We start from the raw sequence: 20600 nt of genomic DNA on the forward strand, positions 1-20600 counted from the left end.
GCCACGGCTCCCGCGGCCGGCGGGGCCGACCCGCACGCCGTGCTGCTGGCCGCCGCGCAGGCCGGGCGGCACGGCGAGGCCGCGAGCATCGCCGCGACGTGGGAGAGCGAGGCGCTGCGCACCCACGGCGCCGGATCCCCGCAGGCCATCCACTGGCTTGAGGTGCGGGCCGACCTGGCGCGGCTCGCCCAGGACCCCGGCCGCAGCTGCGAGTTGTGGAGCGCGGTGGCCCAGGCCCGGCTGGCCCGCGGCGAGGCGCCCACCGACGAGGACGTCGAGGCCGCCGTCGACCGCGCCCACCACCAGTGGGAGCAGGTCGACGACCCGGCCAGGGCCAGGAGCCACGCCAGGGCCCTCACCGCGCTGCGCGCCCAGGTGCCGGGCCGCCGGCCGGGCGCCGCGGAGGCGATCCGGCGGCGCCTCGACGTGCTGCGCACGGTGACGCCGTCGGCCTGAGGCGCACGCCGCGCCTCAGCACCCGCGCCGCACGTACCCCTTCGTCCCCGCGGGCCGCACGTCCACGTCGCGCAGCACGATCGACAGCCGCTCGCCCCACGCGCGGCAGGCCCGCGCGAAGTCGGCCGCGCGGTACTCGATGACGAAGACCCGGTCGTCGTAGGCCGACGCGTACTCCCCGCACTCGTCGTAGCGGGCGCACTCCTCGGAGACCGCGAAGTCGAAGCCGACGGACGCGTGCTTCGGGAGGAGTTCGGCGGTGTTCTTCTGGCCCACGGCGAGCCCGGCCGCGTGGGACCGGTCGGCGAGCAGTTTCGCGAAGGCGACGGCGTCGGCCGCGGCGAGGAGGCCCTTCGAGCGTGTGTAGGAGTCGAGGTTGTCCGGCTCGACCGCCTGGTAGCCGTCGGCCGCGCAGCCGTCGATCCAGCGGCCGACGATCCGCGCGAGGCGGGCCCGTTTGTCGGCGGCCGAGATGTCGAGGAGGGCCTCGTCCCAGTCCTCGTCGATCACGAGCCGTCCCCCTGCGTCGCGCAGCAGCAGGTCGGGGTGGTGCTGCCGCCACCAGTGCAGCGCGTCCGGCTGGGCCTGGAAGGCGTTGACGTAGCAGACGTTGTAGAGCCCGCGGGCGGGCGCCGCGGTGCGGTCGCGGGCGACGGCCCGCACTCCGGAGGGCGGCCCGTACGGGCCGCCGATCTGGTAGTCGAACCCGACGTCGGCCGTCGGCCGCACGACCCGTGGCGCGTCGTCGCCGGAACCGGACGACGCACAGCCGGACACCAGCAGCGCGGCGCCGACGAGACAGGAGACGGACGACAACCGGCGGGACGGCCGTGGAGACGGGCGGCGACGCGGCCGGCGGGACGGTCGGCGGGACAGTGGCGCGAAGATCACCACCGCACCCTACGGTGCCCCGGGCCGGCCCAGCGGACGCCGGAAGCACACCCGGTCCTGCCCCGGTCCGTCGTAGTCGGAGCGCACCGCGACCCCGCCCACCTCCCGGTCGCCCGCCTCCACCTCGAACCCCAGCGCCCGGTGGAACGCGATCGACCCGGCGTTGCCCGGCGACGTGATCGCCCGCACGTCGTGGCGTCCGGCGCTCGCGGCCCGCCGGAAGAACTCCTCGTACAGCCGCCGCCCCACGCCCGCTCCGCGCAGGGCCGGGTCGACGCCGACGAAGTGGATGTACGCGGACGTGGTGTCGTCGGCGGAGTGGAGGCCGACCAGGAACGCGCGGATCCCGGAGCCGTCCGCAAGCACCAGGCTCGTTCCCGCGAAGAACTGCAGGAAGAGCCGGGGCAGCAGCAGGGACAGTTCGCGGGCCTCCTGCGGGGTGCGGGAGTCGCCCCACCACTCCTGGACGCGTCGCACGATCTCGGGATGGTCGCTCTCGCGGGCCGGGCGCAGGTGCGGTGACTCGGGCATGAACGGTCCTTTCCGGGCAGGTGGACAGGAGTCGGCACAGTCCGTGACGTACCTCACGTCGCGTCGCGGCACCGTCGGGAACAAGCCTGCCCCGTCGCCCGTTGAACCCACCGTGGACACGGATGGAACAGTGTCCCCGGGCCTCACCTATTGCCCGCAGGGAAGATCGTTCGGCTGAAGCCCTGCGGAGCCCCCCGCCGAGAGGCGACCGCCATCCGTGCCCACCTTCGAGCCGCCCCGGCCGTGATCCCCCGTCGCGGTCGGGGCTTTCCTCTGCCCCCGCCATGGCTGAATCCGCGACTAAAGTGCGGGGCATGGCGCGTAATCAGGAGACCAAGCACCGGCTCGTCACCACGTTCCAGCGCAGGATCGGCAATCCGCTGACCAAGCGCCTGCCCGGTCAGGTCCTCCTGGAGACCACCGGCCGCACCTCGGGTCTGCCGCGGCAGACCCCGGTCGGCGGCCGACGCATCGGGGACACTTTCTGGCTCGTCTCGGAATTCGGCCTGAAGTCGCACTACGTCCGCAACATCCGGGCCGACCCCAAGGTGCGCGTCCGCATCCGGGGCCGCTGGTACGACGGCACGGCCCACCTCCTCCCGGACGACGACGCCCGCGCCCGCCTGCGGACGCTGCCCCTGCTCAACAGCACGGCCGTACGCGCCGTGGGCACCCAACTCCTCACGGTCCGTGTCGACTTGGCGTGACGGCGGGGGAGCGGTGGCGGCCCCCAGGGGTGGGCGTGGACACGTCAGCGGTCTTCGGCCGGGTCCGCGGCCTGGCATGATCGGGGCATGGCAGAACGTGTGATCGCCGCGTGTGACGGCGCCTCGAAGGGAAACCCCGGACCCGCCGGCTGGGCCTGGGTCGTCGCCGACAGCGACGAGAAGCCCGTCCAGTGGGAAGCCGGGGCGCTCGGCACCGCGACGAACAACGTCGCCGAACTCACCGCCCTCGAGCGGCTGTTGAGCACCGTCGGCCCGGACGTCCCGCTGGAGGTCCGGATGGACTCCCAGTACGCGATGAAGGCGGTCACCACCTGGCTGCCCGGCTGGAAGCGCAAGGGCTGGAAGACCGCGGCCGGCAAGCCCGTCGCCAACCAGGAACTCGTCGCCCGGATCGACGCGCTCCTCGAAGGCCGCAAGGTCGAGTTCAAGTACGTCCCCGCCCACCAGGTCGACGGCGACCCGCTGAACGACTTCGCGGACCGCGCCGCCAGCCAGGCGGCCGTCGCCCAGCAGGACGCCGGCAGCGCGCTCGGCTCCCCGGAGCCGCCGCCGTCGTCGCCGTCCGCGGCGTCGGGCGGCCGCCCCAAGGCCGCGGCCAAGAAGAAGTCCGCCTCCGCCTCGGGCTCCGGATCCTCCTCGCGCACCCTGAAGGCGAAGTTCCCCGGCCGCTGCCGCTGCGGCCGCTCGTACGCCGCGGGTGAGGACATCGCCAAGAACCCCGACGGCTGGGGCCACCCGGAGTGCCGCGTCCAGGCCTGACCACCGCGCCCCGGGCTCCGCTCAACCCGCCCTGTCACAGGGGCGACTGAGTAGGGTCCGGGTATGCGACTCACGGTTCTCGGCGGCTGCGGCGCCTGGCCGACGGCCCGGCAGGCCTGCAGCGGCTACCTCGTCGAGCGCGACGGCTTCCGGCTCCTGGTCGACCCCGGCTACGCGACATTCCCGCGCCTCCTGGACCACGGGACGCCGGACGGGGTGGACGCCGTCCTGGTCAGCCACGGACACCCCGACCACTGCGCCGACCTCAATCCGCTGCTGCGCGCCCGCGGTCTGAGCGAAAGACCGCCGCCCGCGCTGCCCCTGTACGCCCCGCACGGCGCACTCGACGCCGTGCTCGCCCTGGACAAGCCGGCCATGCTGGCCGCCGCGTACACGCTGCACGGATTCCGGCCGGGGGACCGGCTGCGGATCGGGCCCTTCGCCGTCGAGACCTGGCTGCTGCCGCACTTCGTGCCGAACGCCGGTCTGCGGCTGACCGCGGGCGGCACCGTCCTCGCGTACACCGGTGACACGGGCCCGAGCCCCGACATCGCCCGGCTCGCCGACGGCGCCGACCTGTTCCTGTCCGAGGCCACCTGTCTCCACCGGGTGCCGGACCCGGGCGACGCCCCGTACCTGCTGACGGCGCACGGGGCCGGGCAGTACGCGACGCAGGCAGGGGCGGGGCGCCTGCTGCTCACCCATCTGTGGCCCGGCACCGACGAGGGCGCCGCCCGCAAGGCGGGCGGCGAGACGTACGACGGGCCGGTGGCCGTCGCGACCACCGGCCTCGTCCTGGACCTGTGACCGGCCGCTAGCTGCTGACCCGCACGTAGTCGACGACCAGCTGCTGCGGGAACTGCGTGCTGCCGTCCGGGTCGCCCGGCCAGTACCCGCCCACGGCCAGGTTCAGTATCAGGAAGAACGGGTGCTCGAACACCCACTGGTTGCCACCGACGTCGGCGGGCGTGCGGGTCTGGTAGACCGTGCCGTCCACCGACCACTTGATGGAGTTCGGCGACCAGTCCACGGCGAACGTGTGGAAGTCGTCCGCGAACGCCTGCCCGCCGGGCAGCGAGTAGCCCGCGCCGATGCCGCCCGAACCGGAGTAGCCGGGCCCGTGGATCGTGCCGTGCACCGTGGACGGCTCGAAGCCCACGTTCTCCATCACGTCGATCTCGCCCGAGTTCGGCCAGCCGACCGAGCCGATGTCGTCGCCGAGCATCCAGAACGCCGGCCACATGCCCTGCCCGCGCGGCACCTTCATCCGCGCCTCGACGCGGCCGTGCGTCGTCGTGAACTTGCCCGAGGTGTTCAGCCGGGCCGACGTGTACTCGCACGTCCCGTACCAGCACTGGTAGTTGCCGGGGTTCTCCTTGCGCGCGGTGATGACCAGGTGGCCCTGGCCGTCGAGCGCGGCGTTGTTCGAGCCGGACGTGTAGTACTGCCGCTCGTGGTTGTTGACGTTGTCGCCGGTCTCGATCTGCCACTTCGACCCGTCGACGGCCGAGCCCGCGGCCCCGTCGAAGTCGTCGGAGAAGGTGACGGCGGCGGCCGAGGCGTCGGAGCCGACGTCGGCGGCGTTCGCGGTGGGGACGAGCGCCGCGCCGACACACAGGAGCGCGGCCGCGCCCAGTGGGAGCCTGCGGCGGAGGGACTTGCGCATGGAGCATCACGTCACTTCGGGTAGGGGGATCGTGCCTGTCTCGGACACGCCGGAAAGTGAGGACAGAGGTGAAGACGGTGGTGCGGACAGAAAGTGAAGACAGAAGCGGTGCGCGTGGGGCGCTAACTTCAGAAGTTGATTTAAGGGGCGCCCGGAAGTGACGTCAAGGGATTCGTCCGTACCAACTCCCTTACCGGCCAAGCTGCTTCACGCACAGCAGGGCCCCGGACGTCACCGCCGTCCGGGGCCCTAGTGCTCGTGCAGTGCCTTGATCAGCTCGCCCTTGTGCATCTGCGAGCGTCCCGTCCCGCGGGCGGGTTCCGGTGGCGCGTCAGACGGACTGCGGAGTGAGTGCGGCCGGCGCGGTCGCGACCTTGCGGGTCTCGCGCAGGATCGACAGGCCGGTGGCCGCCATCGCGGTCGCGGTCAGGGCGTGCACGCCGAGCGCGGTGGCCACGGAGCCGTGGTGGGCCAGCACGGTGGTCATGTCGCCGTAGGCGGCGAAGGCCTCCACCAGCAGCGCCCAGCCCAGCGCCCTGCGGTGGCCCGTCAGGAGCAGGACGCCCAGGACCAGGGCCAGGACGACGTCGCGGATTCCCTTGACGACCAGGAATCCGCCGCCGTCGCCGGACGGGTAGTTCGGCAGGCCGAAGGTCGGCGCCGTGGTCTCGGGGACGAGGATGAACTCCGTTCCGAACCAGAGGATGAAGAGGACGAAGGCGGCGGCCAGCACGGTGTTGATCTTCTTCAGCGTCATTGTTCTTCTCCTTGCGAGTCGCTGTGGACGTACGGAATCCGATCGGGTCGCCCGGGGGCTCAGGCGAGGGCGGTGACGAGCAGGGTGAAGGCGGCGACGATGACCGCGACGCGCAGGTAGTGCCAGCGCTCCCAGCGGTTGAGCTGCTGCTTCCAGTCGGCGGGCCGGTTCTCCGGGGTCCACGCCTTGTTCCGGTTGTTGATCGGGACGAGCAGCAGGATCGACATGATCACGCTGAGGATGAGCAGGGCGCCGCCGGTGATGACGAGTCCGGTGCCGGGCTCGTGCCAGGCGGCCGCGGCCCAGACGGCGGCCAGGGCGACCGAGCCGATGTACCAGAACGGCATCAGCGCGCCGAGCATCCGCCCGCCGTGGGCGTGCCCGAGCTGGCCGCTGTCCTCGGGCAGCGCGTTCAGGATGCGGCTCATGATGAAGGCGACGGAGAACTCCACCCCCACCATCACCCCGACGACCACGGTGGTGACGACCTCAAGTGCGTCGAGCATGACGACCTCTCCAGATATCTAGCATCGCTAGCTGATGAGGCAACGCTAGTACTACTGCCGCTCGATTGTCTAGCGGTGCTAGAATCCGGATCATGTCGGTACAAGAACGCAAGCAACGCGAACGCGCGGACCGCGAACGCCTCATCGTGGCCACCGCCCGCGAACTCGCCGAACAACAGGGCTGGGACGCCGTCACCACCCGCCGCCTCGCCGAACGCATCGAGTACAGCCAGCCCGTCCTCTACAGCCACTTCCGCGGCAAACGCGAAATCATCGGCGCCGTCGCCCTGCAGGGCGCCACCGAACTCGCCACCGCCGTCCGCACCGCCACCACCACCGCCACCAACCCCCGCGCCCGGGTCACCGCCCTGGCCCGCACCTACCTCGACTTCGCCGCCACCCACCCGGCCGTCTACGACGCCATCTTCCAACTCGACGGCGGCCTGCCCTACGCCCAGGACAACACCCCCGAACCCCTCAAAGACGCCTTCGCCGCCCTCCAGGAAACCCTCACCACCGTCGCCGGCCACAACACCCACCCCGGCCTGTTCACCGAAGTCTTCTGGGCCGCCCTGCACGGCATCGCCACCCTCACCCGCGAAGGCCGCCTCCCACCCGAAGACACCCAACAACGACTCGACCTGATCGTCGACCGACTCGCCGTGCTCTGACCCACCGGCCGACATCCGCGCAAGGAAAACGGTTTGGCTCGGCACGGCACCCCCTGCTACGTTTCCGGCGGCCGTGCGAGAGATCCAGGAGGTGGTACCCGTGAACGCAGAATCGACATGGGTGCTCCCCTCCGGGGTCACGGTCGGGCGATAGGTCGTCGTCCGGGAGCGCCACTCTGAGCACTCCCGAAAGGCACGACCATGCACTTCACTTCTGAACAGCGTCTCGACAGCGACGTCCGCGAGCGCCGGTTCACCCTCGGCGAGATCCCCGGCATCCTGTGGACGCCGGCGTCCGCGTCCCCTTCCGCACCGGTGCCGCTGATCCTCCTCGGCCACCCGCCGCTCGGGCTCCACAAGATGTACGCCCGGCTGGTGGGCCGCGCCCTGCACAGTGCGGCGGAGGGATTCGCCACGGCCACCATCGAACTCCCCGGCAGCGGCGACCGGCCCCGGCTGCCCGCCCTCGACCAGGCCCGCGCCGACCTGCGCCGGGTACTGACGGCCGGTGAACCGGTCAGCGACGAGATCATCGACGCGGTCGTCCTGCCGCTCGTCGACCAGGCGGTCCCGGAGTGGCAGGCCACTCTGGACGCCCTCCTCGCCCTGCCCGGGATCGGCGGCCCGGTCGGCTTCTCGGGCGGAGTGATCTCCATCGGGGTCCGGCTGGCGGCGGTGGACCCGCGCATCGCGGCCGCGGGTCTGTTCGCAGGGAGCTTCGTCCCCCGCTCCACCTACGAGGAGGCCCGTCGGGTCACCGTCCCGCTGCACGTCCTGCTGCAGTGGGACGACGAGGGCAACGACCGTCAGGCGGCCCTCGACCTGTTCGACGCCTTCGGGTCCAAGGAGAAGTCCCTGTACGCCAACATGGGCGGGCACACCGGGGTCCCCCAGCATGCGGGAGACGCCGCGGCCCAGTTCTTCACCCGGCACCTGAAGTAACGCCGGACCACCGGGTCACCAGGAGAAGGTGAGCCGGCCCGGGCCCCCGCCGAGTGACTCGGCGGGGGCCCGGGCTCAGGGCGCGCCCGTCAGCTCAGGCGACGGTGCCCGCCACCCCGGTGCGGCCGTCGGGCACACCGACGACGGTCACGATGACCTGCTTGCGGATGTCCTCACCCAGCACGTCCACCAGTGCATCGGTGGTGGCCGTGACCAGACGGGCGGGAGCGTCCGGGACCTCGGGAACGTGGTACGCGGCCTCCCGCATGCTGAGGGTGACGAGAGGGGCGTCAAGATCCGTCGGGACGCCGCCGATGCCCCGGCGGTGCTGCGGGATTCCGATCAGGTCGACCCCGACGAGGCGGCGGAAGTCCGGGCCGTAGACCGCTCCGACCGCGTCGGCCAGGGCGCTGATCAGCTTCGGTTCGACCGTTCCGTCGAGGGCTTCCTCGCGGATGTGCACGTTGAAGTGCGGCATGGGGCGACTCCGTTTCACACCGGTGCGTACGATGAGGGCACACTTGCTTTGCCTTCAAAGCTAATTACCTTTGAAGGCAAAGGTAAACGTGCGGAGGTGTGCAGTGTCAAGGCCCTCTGTGCGGACGCGGGAGGAGACGCAACGCCGGACCAACTCCCGGCACGCCGGCCGACGTTCACCTAGCCGCGTAGACCGCGACCTCCTGGAGGTGCAGCGTGTACGCGTTCACCGTGTTGCCGAAACCGGTCACCCGCACATACCGATGGCTGCCCGTCACGGCGTACAGGTCGCCCACGTCCGTCTGCGCCCGGTGACTCGACTTCTCGGCCAGTACGGTCCAGTTCTGCCCGTCCGCGCTGCCCTCCACCCGGTAGAGGTACGACCGGCCGTCGGCGTAGTACGGCGTGACGCGCACAGCAGTCAGCTCGTGCGCCGCTCCGAGGTCCACCTGCCAGTGCGCGGACTGACCGGCGCAGTGCTTGGGGTCGCAGAACCAGCCGGTGGTCAGGTCACCGTCGTTCGCCTTGGCCGGGTCCCGGTTCGTCTCCCAACTGGAGGCGCTCGTCGGCTTGTTGTCGCTGAGCAGGATCGGCGGTGCGGACGTGCACGCGAGCGCGGGAACCCCGAACGACACCGCGTCGAAGAAGCGGTTGGCATCGAACTGGTGGACCTGGATACGCAATTGGCGCACGCCGGTGATGTCGACGTCGAGCCGGATCGCATCCGCTCCGGTGTCGGCGAGGCCGCTGCGCAGCACGGGCGACTCGTACAGGAGCTTGCCGTCGCCGTACACCCGGACGAGCACGTCGCCGTCGGCCGTGTGGTTCATGGCGTCGTCGATCCCGACGACGGAGGTGAGTCGGTGGCAGCTGCCGCCGGTCTCGATGCGCACGTCGGCGTTCGCGTTCGTGCCGAGTCCCTTGGCGTACGCCGTCCCGTCGAGTCGCAGGGGCCGTCCGTTGCCCGCTGGGGTGCCCGGCGTGACGGTGTCGCGGGCCACCGGGTAGACGCCGTCGTGGTTGCGCGCGGAGGTGAACGGGAGGTCGCTCAGCTGGAACCGGCCTTCCGCGGCCACGGGCAGGACGGCAGTCGTCCGCCGTGTGACGTGCCGGCCGGCCTGTTCGAAGCCGACCGAGATCTTCAGTTCGACCTCGGTCGTGTCCGCGGGGAGGGTGCCGCGGCGCACGGACCAGGACCGCTCCAGCGTGCCACCGGGGTCGACGCTGTCGTCCTGCGGTCCGGTCGGCTCGACCTCGGCGCCGGCGGGGGCGGTGACGTCGAAGGTCACACCGGTCACGGAAGCGAAGTAGTTGGTGTTGGTGACGGTGGCGGCCAGAGTGCCGGAGGCGGTGTCGGCGACCACCCCCTGCGGCTGTGCGGACAGCGGCAGGTCGTAGGTGTCCTCGCTGAGCCGCTTCAGCATCCGGGTGGCCTGGGTGTAGGTGTCGCCGGCCGGCTCGGTCGCGTATCGGGTGCGGCCCTTGGACCAGTCCTCGGCCAGGCCGTACCAGTCGACCTCCGCCGGGCTGTCGCCGGTTTCCAGGGCGGTTCGCAGGCTGTCGAACAGCCGGTTCCAGCGCGGCGCGTAGTAGTCGCGCAGCAGTCCGGACCACTCGCGATAGGCGTAGTCGTGCAGGTCGGTGGTGCGCACACCCCACGAGGTGATCAGTTTGCGGGACTCGTACTCCAACTGCCGTGATTCGTCCGGGGTTTCACCGGCGTCGCGCGCCTGTTCCAGCCACGGACCCACGAGGTACTGCCGGTTGGTGCCGGTCAGGTCGTCGAGGGCGTCGATGTAGTCGGTCCACGTCCCGGCCAGTCGCGTGAACTCGCCGACGTCCTTGGCGCGGTAGGCCGCCAGGATCTGCGGCAGGAGGGTTCTCGACCGGTTCGCGGCCGCTTGGCGGGCCACCTCCAGCAGGTCGTAGCGGTAGGTGTCGCTGGCGCGCAACGACTTGTCGACGGCGAGGAGTTGGGGCAGTGCCGGGGCGAATGCCGCCGGGTCGTAGGCGAAGGCGGCCTGCGCCCAGCTGTGCGGCTGGGTGGCGGTCAGGCTCGGGGTGGCGGTGAACAGTCCGCCGTGGCCCGAGGACCGGCCCCCGCTCGGTGGCACCGCGTAGGCGGTGTTCGCCAGCACCTTCCACGCGGCACGGGCGTGCGGGTCGGCTCCGCCGTAGCGTGCGTCCGCGTACTCCGAGAACCACTTCTCGACGTCGACGGGCCCTTCGTGCCAGGGCAGTTCGGCGAGGAACTCGAAGGCGGCCGGGTTGTTGTAGCCGGCCTCCGGCATGATCGCGATGCCGTCGAGTGCGCTGTCCGGTCTGGCCAGCCAGTCCCAGAAGCGGTCGTTCCAGGCCTGGACGGACGCGCCCATGGTGGAGTTGCCGCCGAAGTTCCAGATCGACCCGAAGGCGTACGGCGTGCCGAGCCAGTCCGCGTCGCGATCGGGGCCCAGGGCACGGTCGGAGAGGCCGTCGACGACCAGCATCCGGCTCCGGTCGATGGCCTCGACCGTCTCGCGCCGCGGATTGTTCTGCCAGCCGAGGATGACCCAGATCGCGCCGGGGTGGGCCCGGTCGAGGGCCGCCTGCACCGCGGCCGACGCCTTGCCGACCGGGATGTCGCCGGCCCGGCCGCCCTCGTGCAGCAGGTCCATCTTGTACATCGTCGACGTGCCGATGAGCCGGTCCTGGACCGCGTAGAACTTCTCGGCCACCTGGTCGAAGACGGGGTTCACCGGCGCCAGCCAGTCGGGCCGGGTGAATCCCATCCAGGTGCCCTGCGGCACGGTCACCGCGGTGGGGTTCCGGGTCTCGAAATCGGTCGGCACGGTGCCGAAGCAGCCCGGCAGGACCGGTGTGATGCCCAGCGCCCGCATCCGGTCGGCGATCCGGTGCCCCAGCTTCGCCCGCGACTCGATCAGGTCCTCGCTGATGGGCGCGGTGAAGTTGGAGGTGTTCTGCAGCAGCCACCACGGCTGGTAGCCGGGGCTCGGGATCCACGCGCGCAGCTCGTCGGCGGAGTATCCGAACGACTGCAGCGTCTCGTAGTAGACGGCCTCCGCGCCGACGGGCATGAACATCTCGTTGACGCCGTGCAGCGCCATCACGTCGATCAGCCGCTCCCAGTCCCGGAACGTGCGGTACGGCCCCGAGTAGCCGTCCTCGGTGTCGTTGCCGGTGAACCGGTGCTGCACCGCGGACGACCTCTCGATCGGCCGGCCCGGGAGCGGGAGCCGGTGCGGGAGGTCGAGCTGGTCGCCGTTCCACGAGACGTCGGTCCTGGTGACGTGCTTGAGGTACCAGTTGAATCCCATCAGCAGGGCCGGACCGCTGCTGCCCGCGATGACCAGTCGGCCCGGGCCGCTCCCGACCCGGAACGTGTCCCGGCCCGCGGCGGCGGGCATCGGTTGCAGCTTGACCTGGGCGGCGCGGCCGGGGCCGATCAGACGCTGGATCACGTCGTGGGCGGGGCCGGTGTCGAAGGAGGGACGACCGCCGGATGCCACGGGGGCGGGTGACTTCGGCGCGGCGGCGGCCGCCCCGGGCAGGGCGACGGTGAGCACCAGCAGACTCAGCAGCGTGGTGAGCGAAGCGAGCCATCGTCTCCAGGTGTCGCCCGGTCTGCCCACGCCGCATCCCCCGGTTCAATTGAAGTGCGGCGCACGCTATTCAGCGCGTGATCGCACTGTCAAGGTTCCTGACAGCAGGACGGACGGCAGGAGATCCGCACCAGAATTGCCCGGTGCCGGCATGGTCGGACGCCGCGGGATCCGTCGAGAATGCCGGCAGGCGTCTTCGGGCCGGTCCCGACGATCGCGACTTCCTGGAGCGAGAGCGGAGCGGCACCATGGCGTGGGTGGTCGGAACCGGCGCGCTCCTCGGAATCCTGGCGATCACCTCGGGAATCGTCACGCTCCGGACGGGGTGGGTCCTGCCCACGGCTCGCGGCCATGTCACCAGGCCCCAACTCCACGGCATCGGAACCCTGTTCATCGGCAGCAACCTCGTCCTGCAGGGTCTCGCCCCCTTCGGGGCCCTGCCGGACGTCTCCTGGGAGGTCCGCTTCTTCGGCGGGAACGCCCTGCTGTTCGGCGGGTTCCTCCTGATCGCCCTCAGTCAGTTGCTGCCGCTCCGCCGCGGTCGCGGTCGCGGTCGCGGTCGCGGTCGCGTGGACCCGTCCGGCTCCTGACCGCGCCGCTCAGGAGCGCGGGCCGGCGCCGTGCAGCAGGGTGTCGACGATGCGGGCCGCGAGCGTGTCGGTGTCGACGTCGGCATCGTCCGCGCTGCCGTGCAGGGACTCGCCGAGCAGCGCGTAGTAGACCCGGCGCACCCACTCGAGGTCGGCGGCCTCGTCGATCAACTTGTCCGCACGCGCCCGCTCCAGCACCGTGATGCAGCGCCGGCCCAGGTCCTCGTGCAGTGCGGCCGCTTCGCTGCCGGGCTCGGCGGGCAGTCCCAGGGCGAAGGCCCAGGCGCCCTTCACCTCCAGCACGTTGACCGTGATCCGGTGCAGCGCCACCTGGGCAGGGGCCGTGTCCGGCCGTCCGTCGTCCACGGCTCGGGCGAGTTGACGGGCCGCGTCCAGGGCCAGCGTCTCGATCAGCGCCTGCCTGCTGGCGAACCGCCGGTGGATCGTCGTCCGCGCCACGCCCGCGGCGGCGGCGATCTGCTCCATGGAGGCGCCGGGGTCCACGGAGAGGACGCGCTCCGCCCCCTCCAGGATCGCGCGCATGCTGCGCTCCGCGTCTGCCCGCAACGGCCGCGCTGCTGTCTCGTCCATGGCGCCTCTCGCTCCTCCGCTCGACTCCGCAAACGATACCCCGGTGCACCACTTCAGATAGATCTGCGTCAATGCTGTTGCAGCTATGGCATCAACAGATACTCTCTCGTTCCATCAGATAGCCGAACGAACGAAGGAGCCTCCCATGCGCAATGCAGCCCTCACAGCCCTCGTCACCGGCGCCTCGTCCGGACTCGGCGCGGAGTTCGCCGCACAACTCGCTTCCCGCGGGCACGACTTGGTGCTGGTCGCACGGTCCGGTGACAGGCTCACCGCTCTCGCCGAGAACCTGACGGCGGCGCACGGCATCCGAGCGCAGGTCCTGGTCCAGGACCTCGCCGAGCCCGACGCCGCACGCCACATCGCCGACGAACTGACCGCCCGCGGCCTGAGCGTCGACCTCCTGGTCAACAACGCCGGCTTCGGGACGTGCGGCCGCTTCGAGGAGATCGCCGCGGACCGCGACCACGACCAGCTGATGGTCAACGTCGTCGCGCTCGTCGACCTCACGCACGCCCTGCTCCCCGGCATGCTCGACCGCGGCACGGGCGCGGTCCTCAACGTCGCGTCCACCGCGGGCTTCCAGCCCGCCCCGTACTTCGCCGTCTACGGCGCAGCCAAAGCGTTCGTCCTGAACTTCGGCCTCGCCCTGCGCGAGGAGTACCGAAAACGCGGCATCCGCGTGCTCACCCTCTGCCCCGGCCCGGTCGACACGCCCTTCTTCGACGCGATCGGCACGCGCAAGGCGGCCGTCAACGGCTCGATGACCACACCGGAACCGGTCGTGCGCGCCGCACTGCGCGCACTCGACCGCGACCGCGGTTACGTCACCCCCGGCTTCGGCAACGCCCTCGCCGCGCATCTGCTGCCCCGCCGCCCGCGCACCCTGGTCGCCGCCGTCTCCGAGCGCGTCACCCGCAAGGTCCTCAGCCCGTCGGTCGGGACATCGGACAGGACATCGGTCAGGACATCGGTCAGGACATCGGCGCCGGTCGCGCCCCGGCAGCCGTAGCCCACGCCTGTACCTCCCCGTACGAGAGCGACGCGGGATCGGACGGCCGGCCGTCGCGGATGTCGGTCGCGGCGGCCACGGCGGCGGCGAGGGCCCTGCGGTAGAGCAGCGAGCCGAGGCTGATCCTCCGCACACCGAGGGCGGCCAGGTCGGCGAGCGAGGGGCCGGCCGGCGCGTACAGGACGTTCAGCGGGACGAGGAGGGTCGCCGTCAGCGCGGCGATCCCGTCGGGATCCGACAGTCCTGGCACGAACACCCCGTCTGCGCCCGCCTGTTCATAGATGGCGAGGCGCTCCGCCGTCTCTTCCTTCTGGCATCCGAGCCAATGGGTGTCGGTGCGGGCGTTCACGAAGAGGGCGGGTGCGGCGGACTTCACTGCGGCGATCTTCGCGGCGTGCAACGCGGCGGGGACGAGGGTGCCGTCGGGGCGGCCGTCCTCGATGTTGATTCCGGCCGCGCCCGCTTCGTGCAGCTTCCTGGCCAGCTCGGCCACGTCCTCCGGGTCGTCGCTGAAGCCCCCTTCAGCGTCCACGGTGAACAGGAAGGCGCTGCGCCCCAGCCGACCGGCCAACGCCAAGGTCGCCTCGGCAGTGGCGGCCGACCCGTCCGGCACGCCGACGGCCGCGGCGACGCCCAGGCTCGTCGTGCCGATCGCCCGGAAGCCCTTCGCCACCAGCGCGGCAGCGGAGGCGTGGTCCCAGGCATTGGGCAGGAGCAGCGGGGCCGCCTCCTGGTGCAGTCGGGCGAAGGCGGTCTGCGGGCGGTGGAGCAGGCCCTCGGCCAGGGCGAGGGCGTGGGCCCGCCCCGGGCAGACCCGCAGAGGCGCGCCGAAGGTGAGCGGTACAGGGTTCCCGCCTTGCGCGGTCGCCAGATCCAGCACCACGACATCGCCTTCGGCGATCTCCCGGCCCGCCACTCGGGTGGCCCGGGCGGCGACCCGGCGCATGGCCCGTACGGGCGGAACGTCCCGCAGCACCCGCGCCATCGGCAGCTCACTGCCGGCCGCGGCTTCCACGAGCGCGGCCGTGGCGTCACACGCCTGCACCAGCAGTCCGATGCGATTGGCGGCCGCTTCGAGGTCGTCCTCGGTCGCCGCACCGTCGACCAGCCGGGCAGTGAGCCTGCCGACGGCAGCGTCCGCTGCCGGGTCGCTGCCTCCGAAGTAGACCCCGGCCACGGCGATGACGTCCTCCGCGACCGCCTCGCCTCCCGGCATGCCCAGGGCCTCGGCGAGGGCACGCACCACCCGGACCCGGACCTCTCCCCCGCTCCCCCGTGCGGCCGCCCGGCGCAGCACGGCGGGCTCCAGCCGGGCCAGTTCCGCCTCCACCAGAGCCCGCCGCCGCTGATGCGCCGCACCGACGCTGAACCGGGCCACGCCGGCACGCAGCCAGGCGACACTGGTCCCCGCCTGACCGTCGTCCGCCACCGGCAGTCCGGGAACCAGAGCCGGGTCGGCCAGCGCCGCCCGGACGTCCTCAGCACGGTCGAATTCATGCGTCGTGTACGTCATGCCTCTGACGCTAGGGCCGTGACGGTTCGGCGCTCGCCGAACCGACCGCAACCGCACCGCGCCGCGGCGCCTCTGCGCGGGACACCCGCCGCGGGTAGTCTCACCAGTCCATGATCGGAGCTCACCATGTCCCCCTTCCCGACCTCCCGACGCGCCGCCCTGCGCGCCCTTGCCGGCATCGGCGGCGTGCTCACGCTCGGCGCCACCGCCTGCGGACCCGAGGAAGCTGCCGGCAGCAGCACGACCACCGCTCCGGCACGCACGCCTGCCGCGTCGGGTGAGCGCCGGTTCGGCGCCGAGTGGGAGAGCCACACCCGTACCTTCATGTCCTGGCCGGCCCTCGCCTCCGTCTGGGGAGACGACCTGCCGTACGTACGTGAGGACATCGCCCGCATCGCCCGCGCCATCGGTGACTACGAGGCGGTCGTGATGATGGCGCGTGCCGATCAGGTGTCGGCCGCCCAGCGGGCCTGCGGCTCGCAGGTCGAGGTGATCCCGCTGCCCGTCGACGACCTGTGGGCCCGCGACATCGTTCCCGTCTTCGTCGAGGACGACGGCGAGGTGACCGGCGTCGACCTCAACTTCAACGGCTGGGGGAACAAGCAGGAGCACACCAACGACGCCCAGGTCGGCCGCAAGCTGCTCGCCGAGTACGACATCCCGCGCGAGAAGGCACCGCTCGTCGCCGAAGGGGGCTCCTTCGAGACCGACGGCGAGGGAACCCTCCTCATCACCGAGAGCTCGATCGTCAACGACAATCGCAACCCCGGGAAGAGCCGGGACCAGGTCGAGGACGAACTCATCGACACCCTCGGCGTGGAGAAGGTGATCTGGCTGGAGGGCGTGCGCGGCGAGGACATCACCGACGCCCACGTGGACAGTCTCGTACGGTTCACCGCTCCCGGCGTGGTCCTGCTCGACCAGGCGTTCCCCGGTTCGCCGCCGGACTCCTGGTCCCGCTCGGCCGATCAGGCGCGCTCGGTGCTCAGCAAGGCGACCGACGCGCAGGGTCGTGGTTTCGAGATCGTCGAGCTGCCCCAGCCCGACCTGTACAGGATCACGGGTGAGGGCGACGACTTCGTCTCCACCTACGCGAACTTCTACGTGGCCAACGACGCCGTCTTCATGCCCAAGTTCGGGGACAGGAAGGCCGACTCACGGGCGAAGGGCATCCTGCGGGAGCACTTCCCGAAGCGGGACGTCGTCCAGGTGCAGATCGACACCATCGCCTCCGGGGGTGGCGGCATCCACTGCTCCACCCACGACCAGCCCGGCAAGCCGGCGGCCTGAGGTCACGAGCGCGGGGCGAAATAGGCGGGATTCCCGACGACGTCCGGCATCACCGCCAGCGCGCCCTTCGCCTCGTCGGCGAGGGTGGCCGTAAACCCTGCCGCCAAGGTTCCCGAACCCGTGGCGCGACGAAGCCCCTGGCGTGGAACGCCAGGGGCTCGAAGTCGGTGGTGAGGAAAGCGAAGAGACTATTTCTACAGGAAAGGTATGAGAAGGAAGCCTCTTCATGGCCTCACCGGCCTGAGTCGAGGAGTGCGAAAGGGCTAGCTATGAACCCCCGATGAGGGTGGGTTGAGAAGGAAGCCCCTTCATGGCCTCGACGCGCTGAACGCTACCAGTCACTCGGGGATGACGTCGCGCAGATTTTCCGGGGTGAGGACCCGCGACTCGGGATGCAGCCCATCAGGGCGCTGCAGCCCGACGTAGGTGACCGGCCCCTCCGGAAGGCCCTCGCCGTTCCACACCGTCACGTCCGCATCGCCCAGCAGACCGAGCAGCCAGCGCACGGTCAACTGCTCCCGCTCGACGATGCCGCGGAGCAGTGTCTCCACCGTCACCCGGGTCTCCTCGACGCGATTCGCGGCCGGCATACCCTTGAGGTACAGGTGCAGCCAGTGCGCACGCCACTGCCCGTCCTCGCCGCGTTGGAACGCCAGCGGCAGCGCCACCCGTCCGGGGCCCCGCAGATCGGACTTCATCCGCACGGTCCGCGGCTCGAACGGCCGCCCCTGCTGCTCGCCCTCCCGCAGCATGAACCCGAAGAACGACTCCTCGACGTCCATGAAGCCCTCCCCGGAGTACAGCAGGACCTGCGGCACGACGAAGGTGCCGCGCACCGCGCCGAGCCGGAGGTCGATGAACTCCGAGGCACCGTCGGGCGCTTCGGTGATGTCTCCCGAGTGCCGGCCCTCCACATCCGTGAGCTGGGTGTACGAGAGCCAGGTGACCTGCTCGTACTCGTCGTCCAGGATCACCGCCGACAAGTCGTAGTCGGTGTCCTCGCTCTTCTGCTTCCAGTAGACGAAGAATCGCAGCAGCTCGCCCTCGACCGGCGACACCGAACCACGCGGCAGCACCCCGAGCCCGGTCGAGACGGCCTTGCCGCTGAGCGGCAGGGCGACGTCGAGGACGTCCGGGTCGACGAGCACCGGTCCGGCGACCGGCAGGCGTCGGGTGATCTCCGCGTCGAGCAGCGCGATCAGCCGCTCCTTGACGGTGCCGGGCAGCGCGGGGCGGGTGTCATCGGCGACCCAGGCACGCCCGAGCCGGTTGATGAACACCCGGCGCCCGCCCGCCTGTTCGAGCCGGTCACCCCGGTTCAGCAGGTGCTGGCGCACCGAGAGCAGTACCCGTCCGGCCGTCTGCGGGACGGCTTCGGCGACGCCTGCGAGCACCGCCTCGTACTCCTCCTCGGTGCGGGCGGTGCGCGCCAGGCGGTCCACGGACCGCAGCAGCACGCCCGGGGCGGACTTCAGTAGCGCCACCGCACCGGCCAGGTCGCCCTGGTCGAGCAGCTCCTCGGTCCGGCTCGCGAAGGACCGCACCCGCTGATCACCCCGCGCCACCGCGAACACCTGGGCGGCGTACGGGAACTGGGGGTACTCGTGCGGGTGCAGGCGCTCGCCGAGCCGCTTCCACGCCTCCCGGTGCGCGGCCACATCAGCGAGCTTCGCGGGCACCGCGGCGACGACCGCGTCCAGGCCCGCGAGCAGCGCCCGGCGTACGGGCCGCGACAGCTTGACGAACCTGGTGGGCTCGACGAGGGACACGTCGCCCTCCGCCAGCACACAGGCGAGCCGCAGCACGTCGGTGACGGTGTCGAGCATCAGCGCCGAACCCACCCGCAGACGCGCCCGGTTGATCACCGCGCGGTTCTCACGCACCGGAATCAGCTCGGGCTGCTGACCGTCGACACAGTGCGCGGCCAGTGCGTCGAGGTTACGCAGATGCTCCGCACCCAGGGGCGTGCGACTGCCGGCGAGCCGCACGTACAGCGCGCTGACCTCGTCCTGCGCGTCCCGGCCGAGGTGCAGCACGGTCATCCGGTCACCGGCCGCCTCGATCAACTCGTCGTGGTGGTCCAGCATTTCGGTGTACGTGTGCGGGTAGCGCCCGTACGAAGGCAGCGTCAGCAGGTTCACCACGCCGGTGCTCAACTGCTTGAGGGTGCCTTCGCGGGTCTTGTCGTCGGCGAGCGCCTCACGGATGCACTGCATCCAGAAGTCCATGGTGTCCGGCACGTTCGCCGGGAAGTCGATGAAGTACGTGTTGTGCCGCACATGGTCACCGACCAGTTCACGGACGCCGGCCAGGGTCCGCACGGCGATGTCGACCACCGCGCCTTCGGTCAGCCCGGCCAGTCGCTCGTGAAGCGGCGCGGACAGCTTGAAGCCCACCGACATCAGCGCGGCGTCGAACTGCCGCGCGGCGACAGCACCGTCACCGACTGCGCCCTCGGGAGCGGGGAGGCGGTGGGTGTGTCGGACGACCAGATGTTCGAGGGGGTGAACCATGCGGGAATGGTGACAGAGGGGCGTGGGCGTACGCACTTGGGTTTTCGGGGGCGTGGAACCGGTCCTACCTCAACACCTACCGGACCTATGACGCCCGTCCATTGACACCACTGGCGTCCGGCGGTGGCTCGCGATCGGCCGGCTTCGGCTCGTACTCAGCACTCGGAATGCTGCCCGGCGCCCAGCCGAGGACCTCCTCGAAGCGGCGGGCCGCGAAGGGAACGGGAATCGCTCCGCGATCGCTCTCGTGGAGCCTGATGGTCGCCTGACTCAACGCGGTGCGCCGGGCAAGCTCCCTCGTGGAGATGCCCTCGGCTTCCCGGAACTCGATCAGGGCTTTCGCCAGCCGCTCGGATTCTTCACTCATGGCCAGAGCATCCCGCATCAACCTCTGTGCATCACACCCCTCGACGCACCGCACGGACGCGCGGAGCAGATCGAACGCCGCCTCAAGCACCTTGAGTCCGACGCCGCTCCTGACGTGCCTGGCGGCGACGCCCACCAGCCCGACGAGTCCTGTCCATCATCGAGTCCCTGGCCCACCACCACAGCAGCACGACCGGCGGGTCATCGACCCCAACGACCCGCATTTGTACGGAACATGGATGAGCACGTCCGCACAGTCAGCCGAGACCGGCTCAGGGCGTGCCACGAGCGCACTCGCTCCCGCTGATTTCATGATCGAGAAGGTAGCGAGCCGATTCACCCAAAGGTGGTATTGCATCAGGTGCACCGTAGTGGGAATCTCGATGCACTTGCACCAAGTAAACCACCCAAAACCCACTTCGTTCCGACTCGGGATCTCGCTTCAACCCTGTGCGGTCCGCGCAGGATTCGAGGTTCTGTCTCCTGTGCGGTCTGTGCAGGGTTGGCCTGCGCAGCTCGCTCCAACCGAGATCGGAACCCGATCGTAGTGGCGCACATTTATCCGGATCCCAGACAGCCCGTCTTGCGCATCACCATTCGAGGACGCGAGGTGGTCGAGCATGAAGGAAAGAGGGTCGAGCGTGAATACGTAGCCCAGTTCACCGTACCCCGATTTTCTACCCACGAGATCAATTCGAGTGTTGCCGGCACCAAAGAGCCACAGAAGTCCTCGCTCTTG

The 20600-nt window shown here is 70.8% G+C and carries 18 protein-coding genes and 2 pseudogenes; 9 read left to right on the forward strand and 11 right to left on the reverse strand.

All coding sequences use genetic code 11. From position 1 onward, the window contains the following. A pseudogene (locus M4J07_RS31700) lies at positions 1–456 on the forward strand (hypothetical protein); the annotation flags it as partial. 15 nt (positions 457–471) lie between these two features. Here M4J07_RS31700 and M4J07_RS31705 read toward each other — a convergent pair. Then, positions 472–1344, reverse strand: coding sequence for an endo alpha-1,4 polygalactosaminidase (locus M4J07_RS31705; protein ID WP_374215115.1), 873 nt, complete (start codon positions 1342–1344; stop codon positions 472–474). A gap of 12 nt (positions 1345–1356) precedes the next feature. After that, the gene (locus M4J07_RS31710; protein WP_255977373.1) at positions 1357–1878 is read right to left on the reverse strand and encodes a GNAT family N-acetyltransferase; all 522 of its coding nucleotides are present in this window, start codon (positions 1876–1878) and stop codon (positions 1357–1359) included. A 314-nt stretch (positions 1879–2192) separates the two neighbouring features. On the opposite strand from M4J07_RS31710, the gene M4J07_RS31715 reads away from it, so the two are divergent. The 3 genes from M4J07_RS31715 to M4J07_RS31725 all read left to right on the forward strand — a co-directional run bounded on the left by M4J07_RS31715 (position 2193) and on the right by M4J07_RS31725 (position 4172). Beyond that, entirely contained in the window at positions 2193–2585 is a 393-nt protein-coding gene (locus tag M4J07_RS31715; RefSeq protein ID WP_255977375.1) for a nitroreductase/quinone reductase family protein, read from the forward strand. 87 nt (positions 2586–2672) lie between these two features. Then, on the forward strand, positions 2673–3365 hold the full coding sequence (locus tag M4J07_RS31720) for a ribonuclease H family protein (RefSeq protein WP_255977378.1): 693 nt from the start codon (positions 2673–2675) through the stop codon (positions 3363–3365). Positions 3366–3428: 63 nt separating this feature from the next. After that, on the forward strand, positions 3429–4172 hold the full coding sequence (locus tag M4J07_RS31725; protein WP_255977380.1) for an MBL fold metallo-hydrolase: 744 nt from the start codon (positions 3429–3431) through the stop codon (positions 4170–4172). Between the two features lie 10 nt (positions 4173–4182). On the opposite strand, the pseudogene M4J07_RS31730 reads toward M4J07_RS31725, so the two are convergent. From M4J07_RS31730 to M4J07_RS31740, 3 genes and pseudogenes are all read right to left on the reverse strand, one after another. Next, positions 4183–5031 (reverse strand): annotated as a pseudogene (locus tag M4J07_RS31730) (glycoside hydrolase family 16 protein); the annotation flags it as partial. Between the two features lie 331 nt (positions 5032–5362). Beyond that, positions 5363–5788 (reverse strand): DUF4267 domain-containing protein, encoded by a 426-nt coding sequence (locus M4J07_RS31735; protein ID WP_255977383.1) that lies wholly within the window; start codon positions 5786–5788, stop codon positions 5363–5365. 59 nt (positions 5789–5847) lie between these two features. Continuing rightward, on the reverse strand, positions 5848–6294 hold the full coding sequence (locus M4J07_RS31740) for a DUF1772 domain-containing protein (RefSeq protein ID WP_255977385.1): 447 nt from the start codon (positions 6292–6294) through the stop codon (positions 5848–5850). Between the two features lie 92 nt (positions 6295–6386). On the opposite strand from M4J07_RS31740, the gene M4J07_RS31745 reads away from it, so the two are divergent. Together M4J07_RS31745 and M4J07_RS31750 are read left to right on the forward strand one after the other, a co-directional pair. Beyond that, positions 6387–6965: a TetR/AcrR family transcriptional regulator gene (locus M4J07_RS31745; RefSeq protein ID WP_255977387.1), complete on the forward strand. Its 579-nt coding sequence runs from the start codon at positions 6387–6389 to the stop codon at positions 6963–6965. A gap of 201 nt (positions 6966–7166) precedes the next feature. After that, positions 7167–7907, forward strand: a complete 741-nt coding sequence (locus M4J07_RS31750; protein ID WP_255977390.1) for a dienelactone hydrolase family protein — start codon at positions 7167–7169, stop codon at positions 7905–7907. A gap of 94 nt (positions 7908–8001) precedes the next feature. Here the strand turns inward: M4J07_RS31750 and M4J07_RS31755 are convergent, their stop codons facing one another. Together M4J07_RS31755 and M4J07_RS31760 are read right to left on the reverse strand one after the other, a co-directional pair. Continuing rightward, positions 8002–8385, reverse strand: coding sequence for a hypothetical protein (locus tag M4J07_RS31755; RefSeq protein ID WP_255977392.1), 384 nt, complete (start codon positions 8383–8385; stop codon positions 8002–8004). A gap of 175 nt (positions 8386–8560) precedes the next feature. Further along, on the reverse strand, positions 8561–12016 hold the full coding sequence (locus M4J07_RS31760; RefSeq protein WP_255977394.1) for an alpha-N-acetylglucosaminidase TIM-barrel domain-containing protein: 3456 nt from the start codon (positions 12014–12016) through the stop codon (positions 8561–8563). Between the two features lie 218 nt (positions 12017–12234). Here M4J07_RS31760 and M4J07_RS31765 point away from each other — a divergent pair, with 218 nt between their 5' ends. Then, entirely contained in the window at positions 12235–12576 is a 342-nt protein-coding gene (locus M4J07_RS31765; protein WP_255977396.1) for a hypothetical protein, read from the forward strand. Positions 12577–12585: 9 nt separating this feature from the next. Here the strand turns inward: M4J07_RS31765 and M4J07_RS31770 are convergent, their stop codons facing one another. Then, the gene (locus tag M4J07_RS31770; RefSeq protein ID WP_255977397.1) at positions 12586–13167 is read right to left on the reverse strand and encodes a TetR/AcrR family transcriptional regulator; all 582 of its coding nucleotides are present in this window, start codon (positions 13165–13167) and stop codon (positions 12586–12588) included. 145 nt (positions 13168–13312) lie between these two features. Here M4J07_RS31770 and M4J07_RS31775 point away from each other — a divergent pair, with 145 nt between their 5' ends. Beyond that, positions 13313–14179, forward strand: coding sequence for an SDR family NAD(P)-dependent oxidoreductase (locus M4J07_RS31775; RefSeq protein WP_255977398.1), 867 nt, complete (start codon positions 13313–13315; stop codon positions 14177–14179). Here M4J07_RS31775 and M4J07_RS31780 read toward each other — a convergent pair. Further along, entirely contained in the window at positions 14142–15692 is a 1551-nt protein-coding gene (locus tag M4J07_RS31780) for an isocitrate lyase/phosphoenolpyruvate mutase family protein (RefSeq protein ID WP_255977401.1), read from the reverse strand. The genes M4J07_RS31775 and M4J07_RS31780 overlap by 38 nt on opposite strands. A 126-nt stretch (positions 15693–15818) precedes the next feature. Between M4J07_RS31780 and M4J07_RS31785 the strand changes: the two genes are divergently transcribed. After that, complete coding sequence (locus M4J07_RS31785) at positions 15819–16982, forward strand: agmatine deiminase family protein (protein ID WP_255977404.1); 1164 nt, start codon at positions 15819–15821, stop codon at positions 16980–16982. Between the two features lie 338 nt (positions 16983–17320). Here the strand turns inward: M4J07_RS31785 and M4J07_RS31790 are convergent, their stop codons facing one another. Both M4J07_RS31790 and M4J07_RS31795 read right to left on the reverse strand, forming a co-directional pair. Then, positions 17321–19495: a hypothetical protein gene (locus M4J07_RS31790; RefSeq protein ID WP_255977406.1), complete on the reverse strand. Its 2175-nt coding sequence runs from the start codon at positions 19493–19495 to the stop codon at positions 17321–17323. Between the two features lie 85 nt (positions 19496–19580). Next, entirely contained in the window at positions 19581–19862 is a 282-nt protein-coding gene (locus M4J07_RS31795) for a helix-turn-helix domain-containing protein (protein WP_255977408.1), read from the reverse strand. Positions 19863–20600 lie beyond the last annotated feature (738 nt).

Origin of the sequence: Streptomyces longispororuber, from assembly GCF_024448165.1 — a bacterium.
GTDB classification, from domain to species: Bacteria; Actinomycetota; Actinomycetes; order Streptomycetales; family Streptomycetaceae; genus Streptomyces; species Streptomyces longispororuber_A.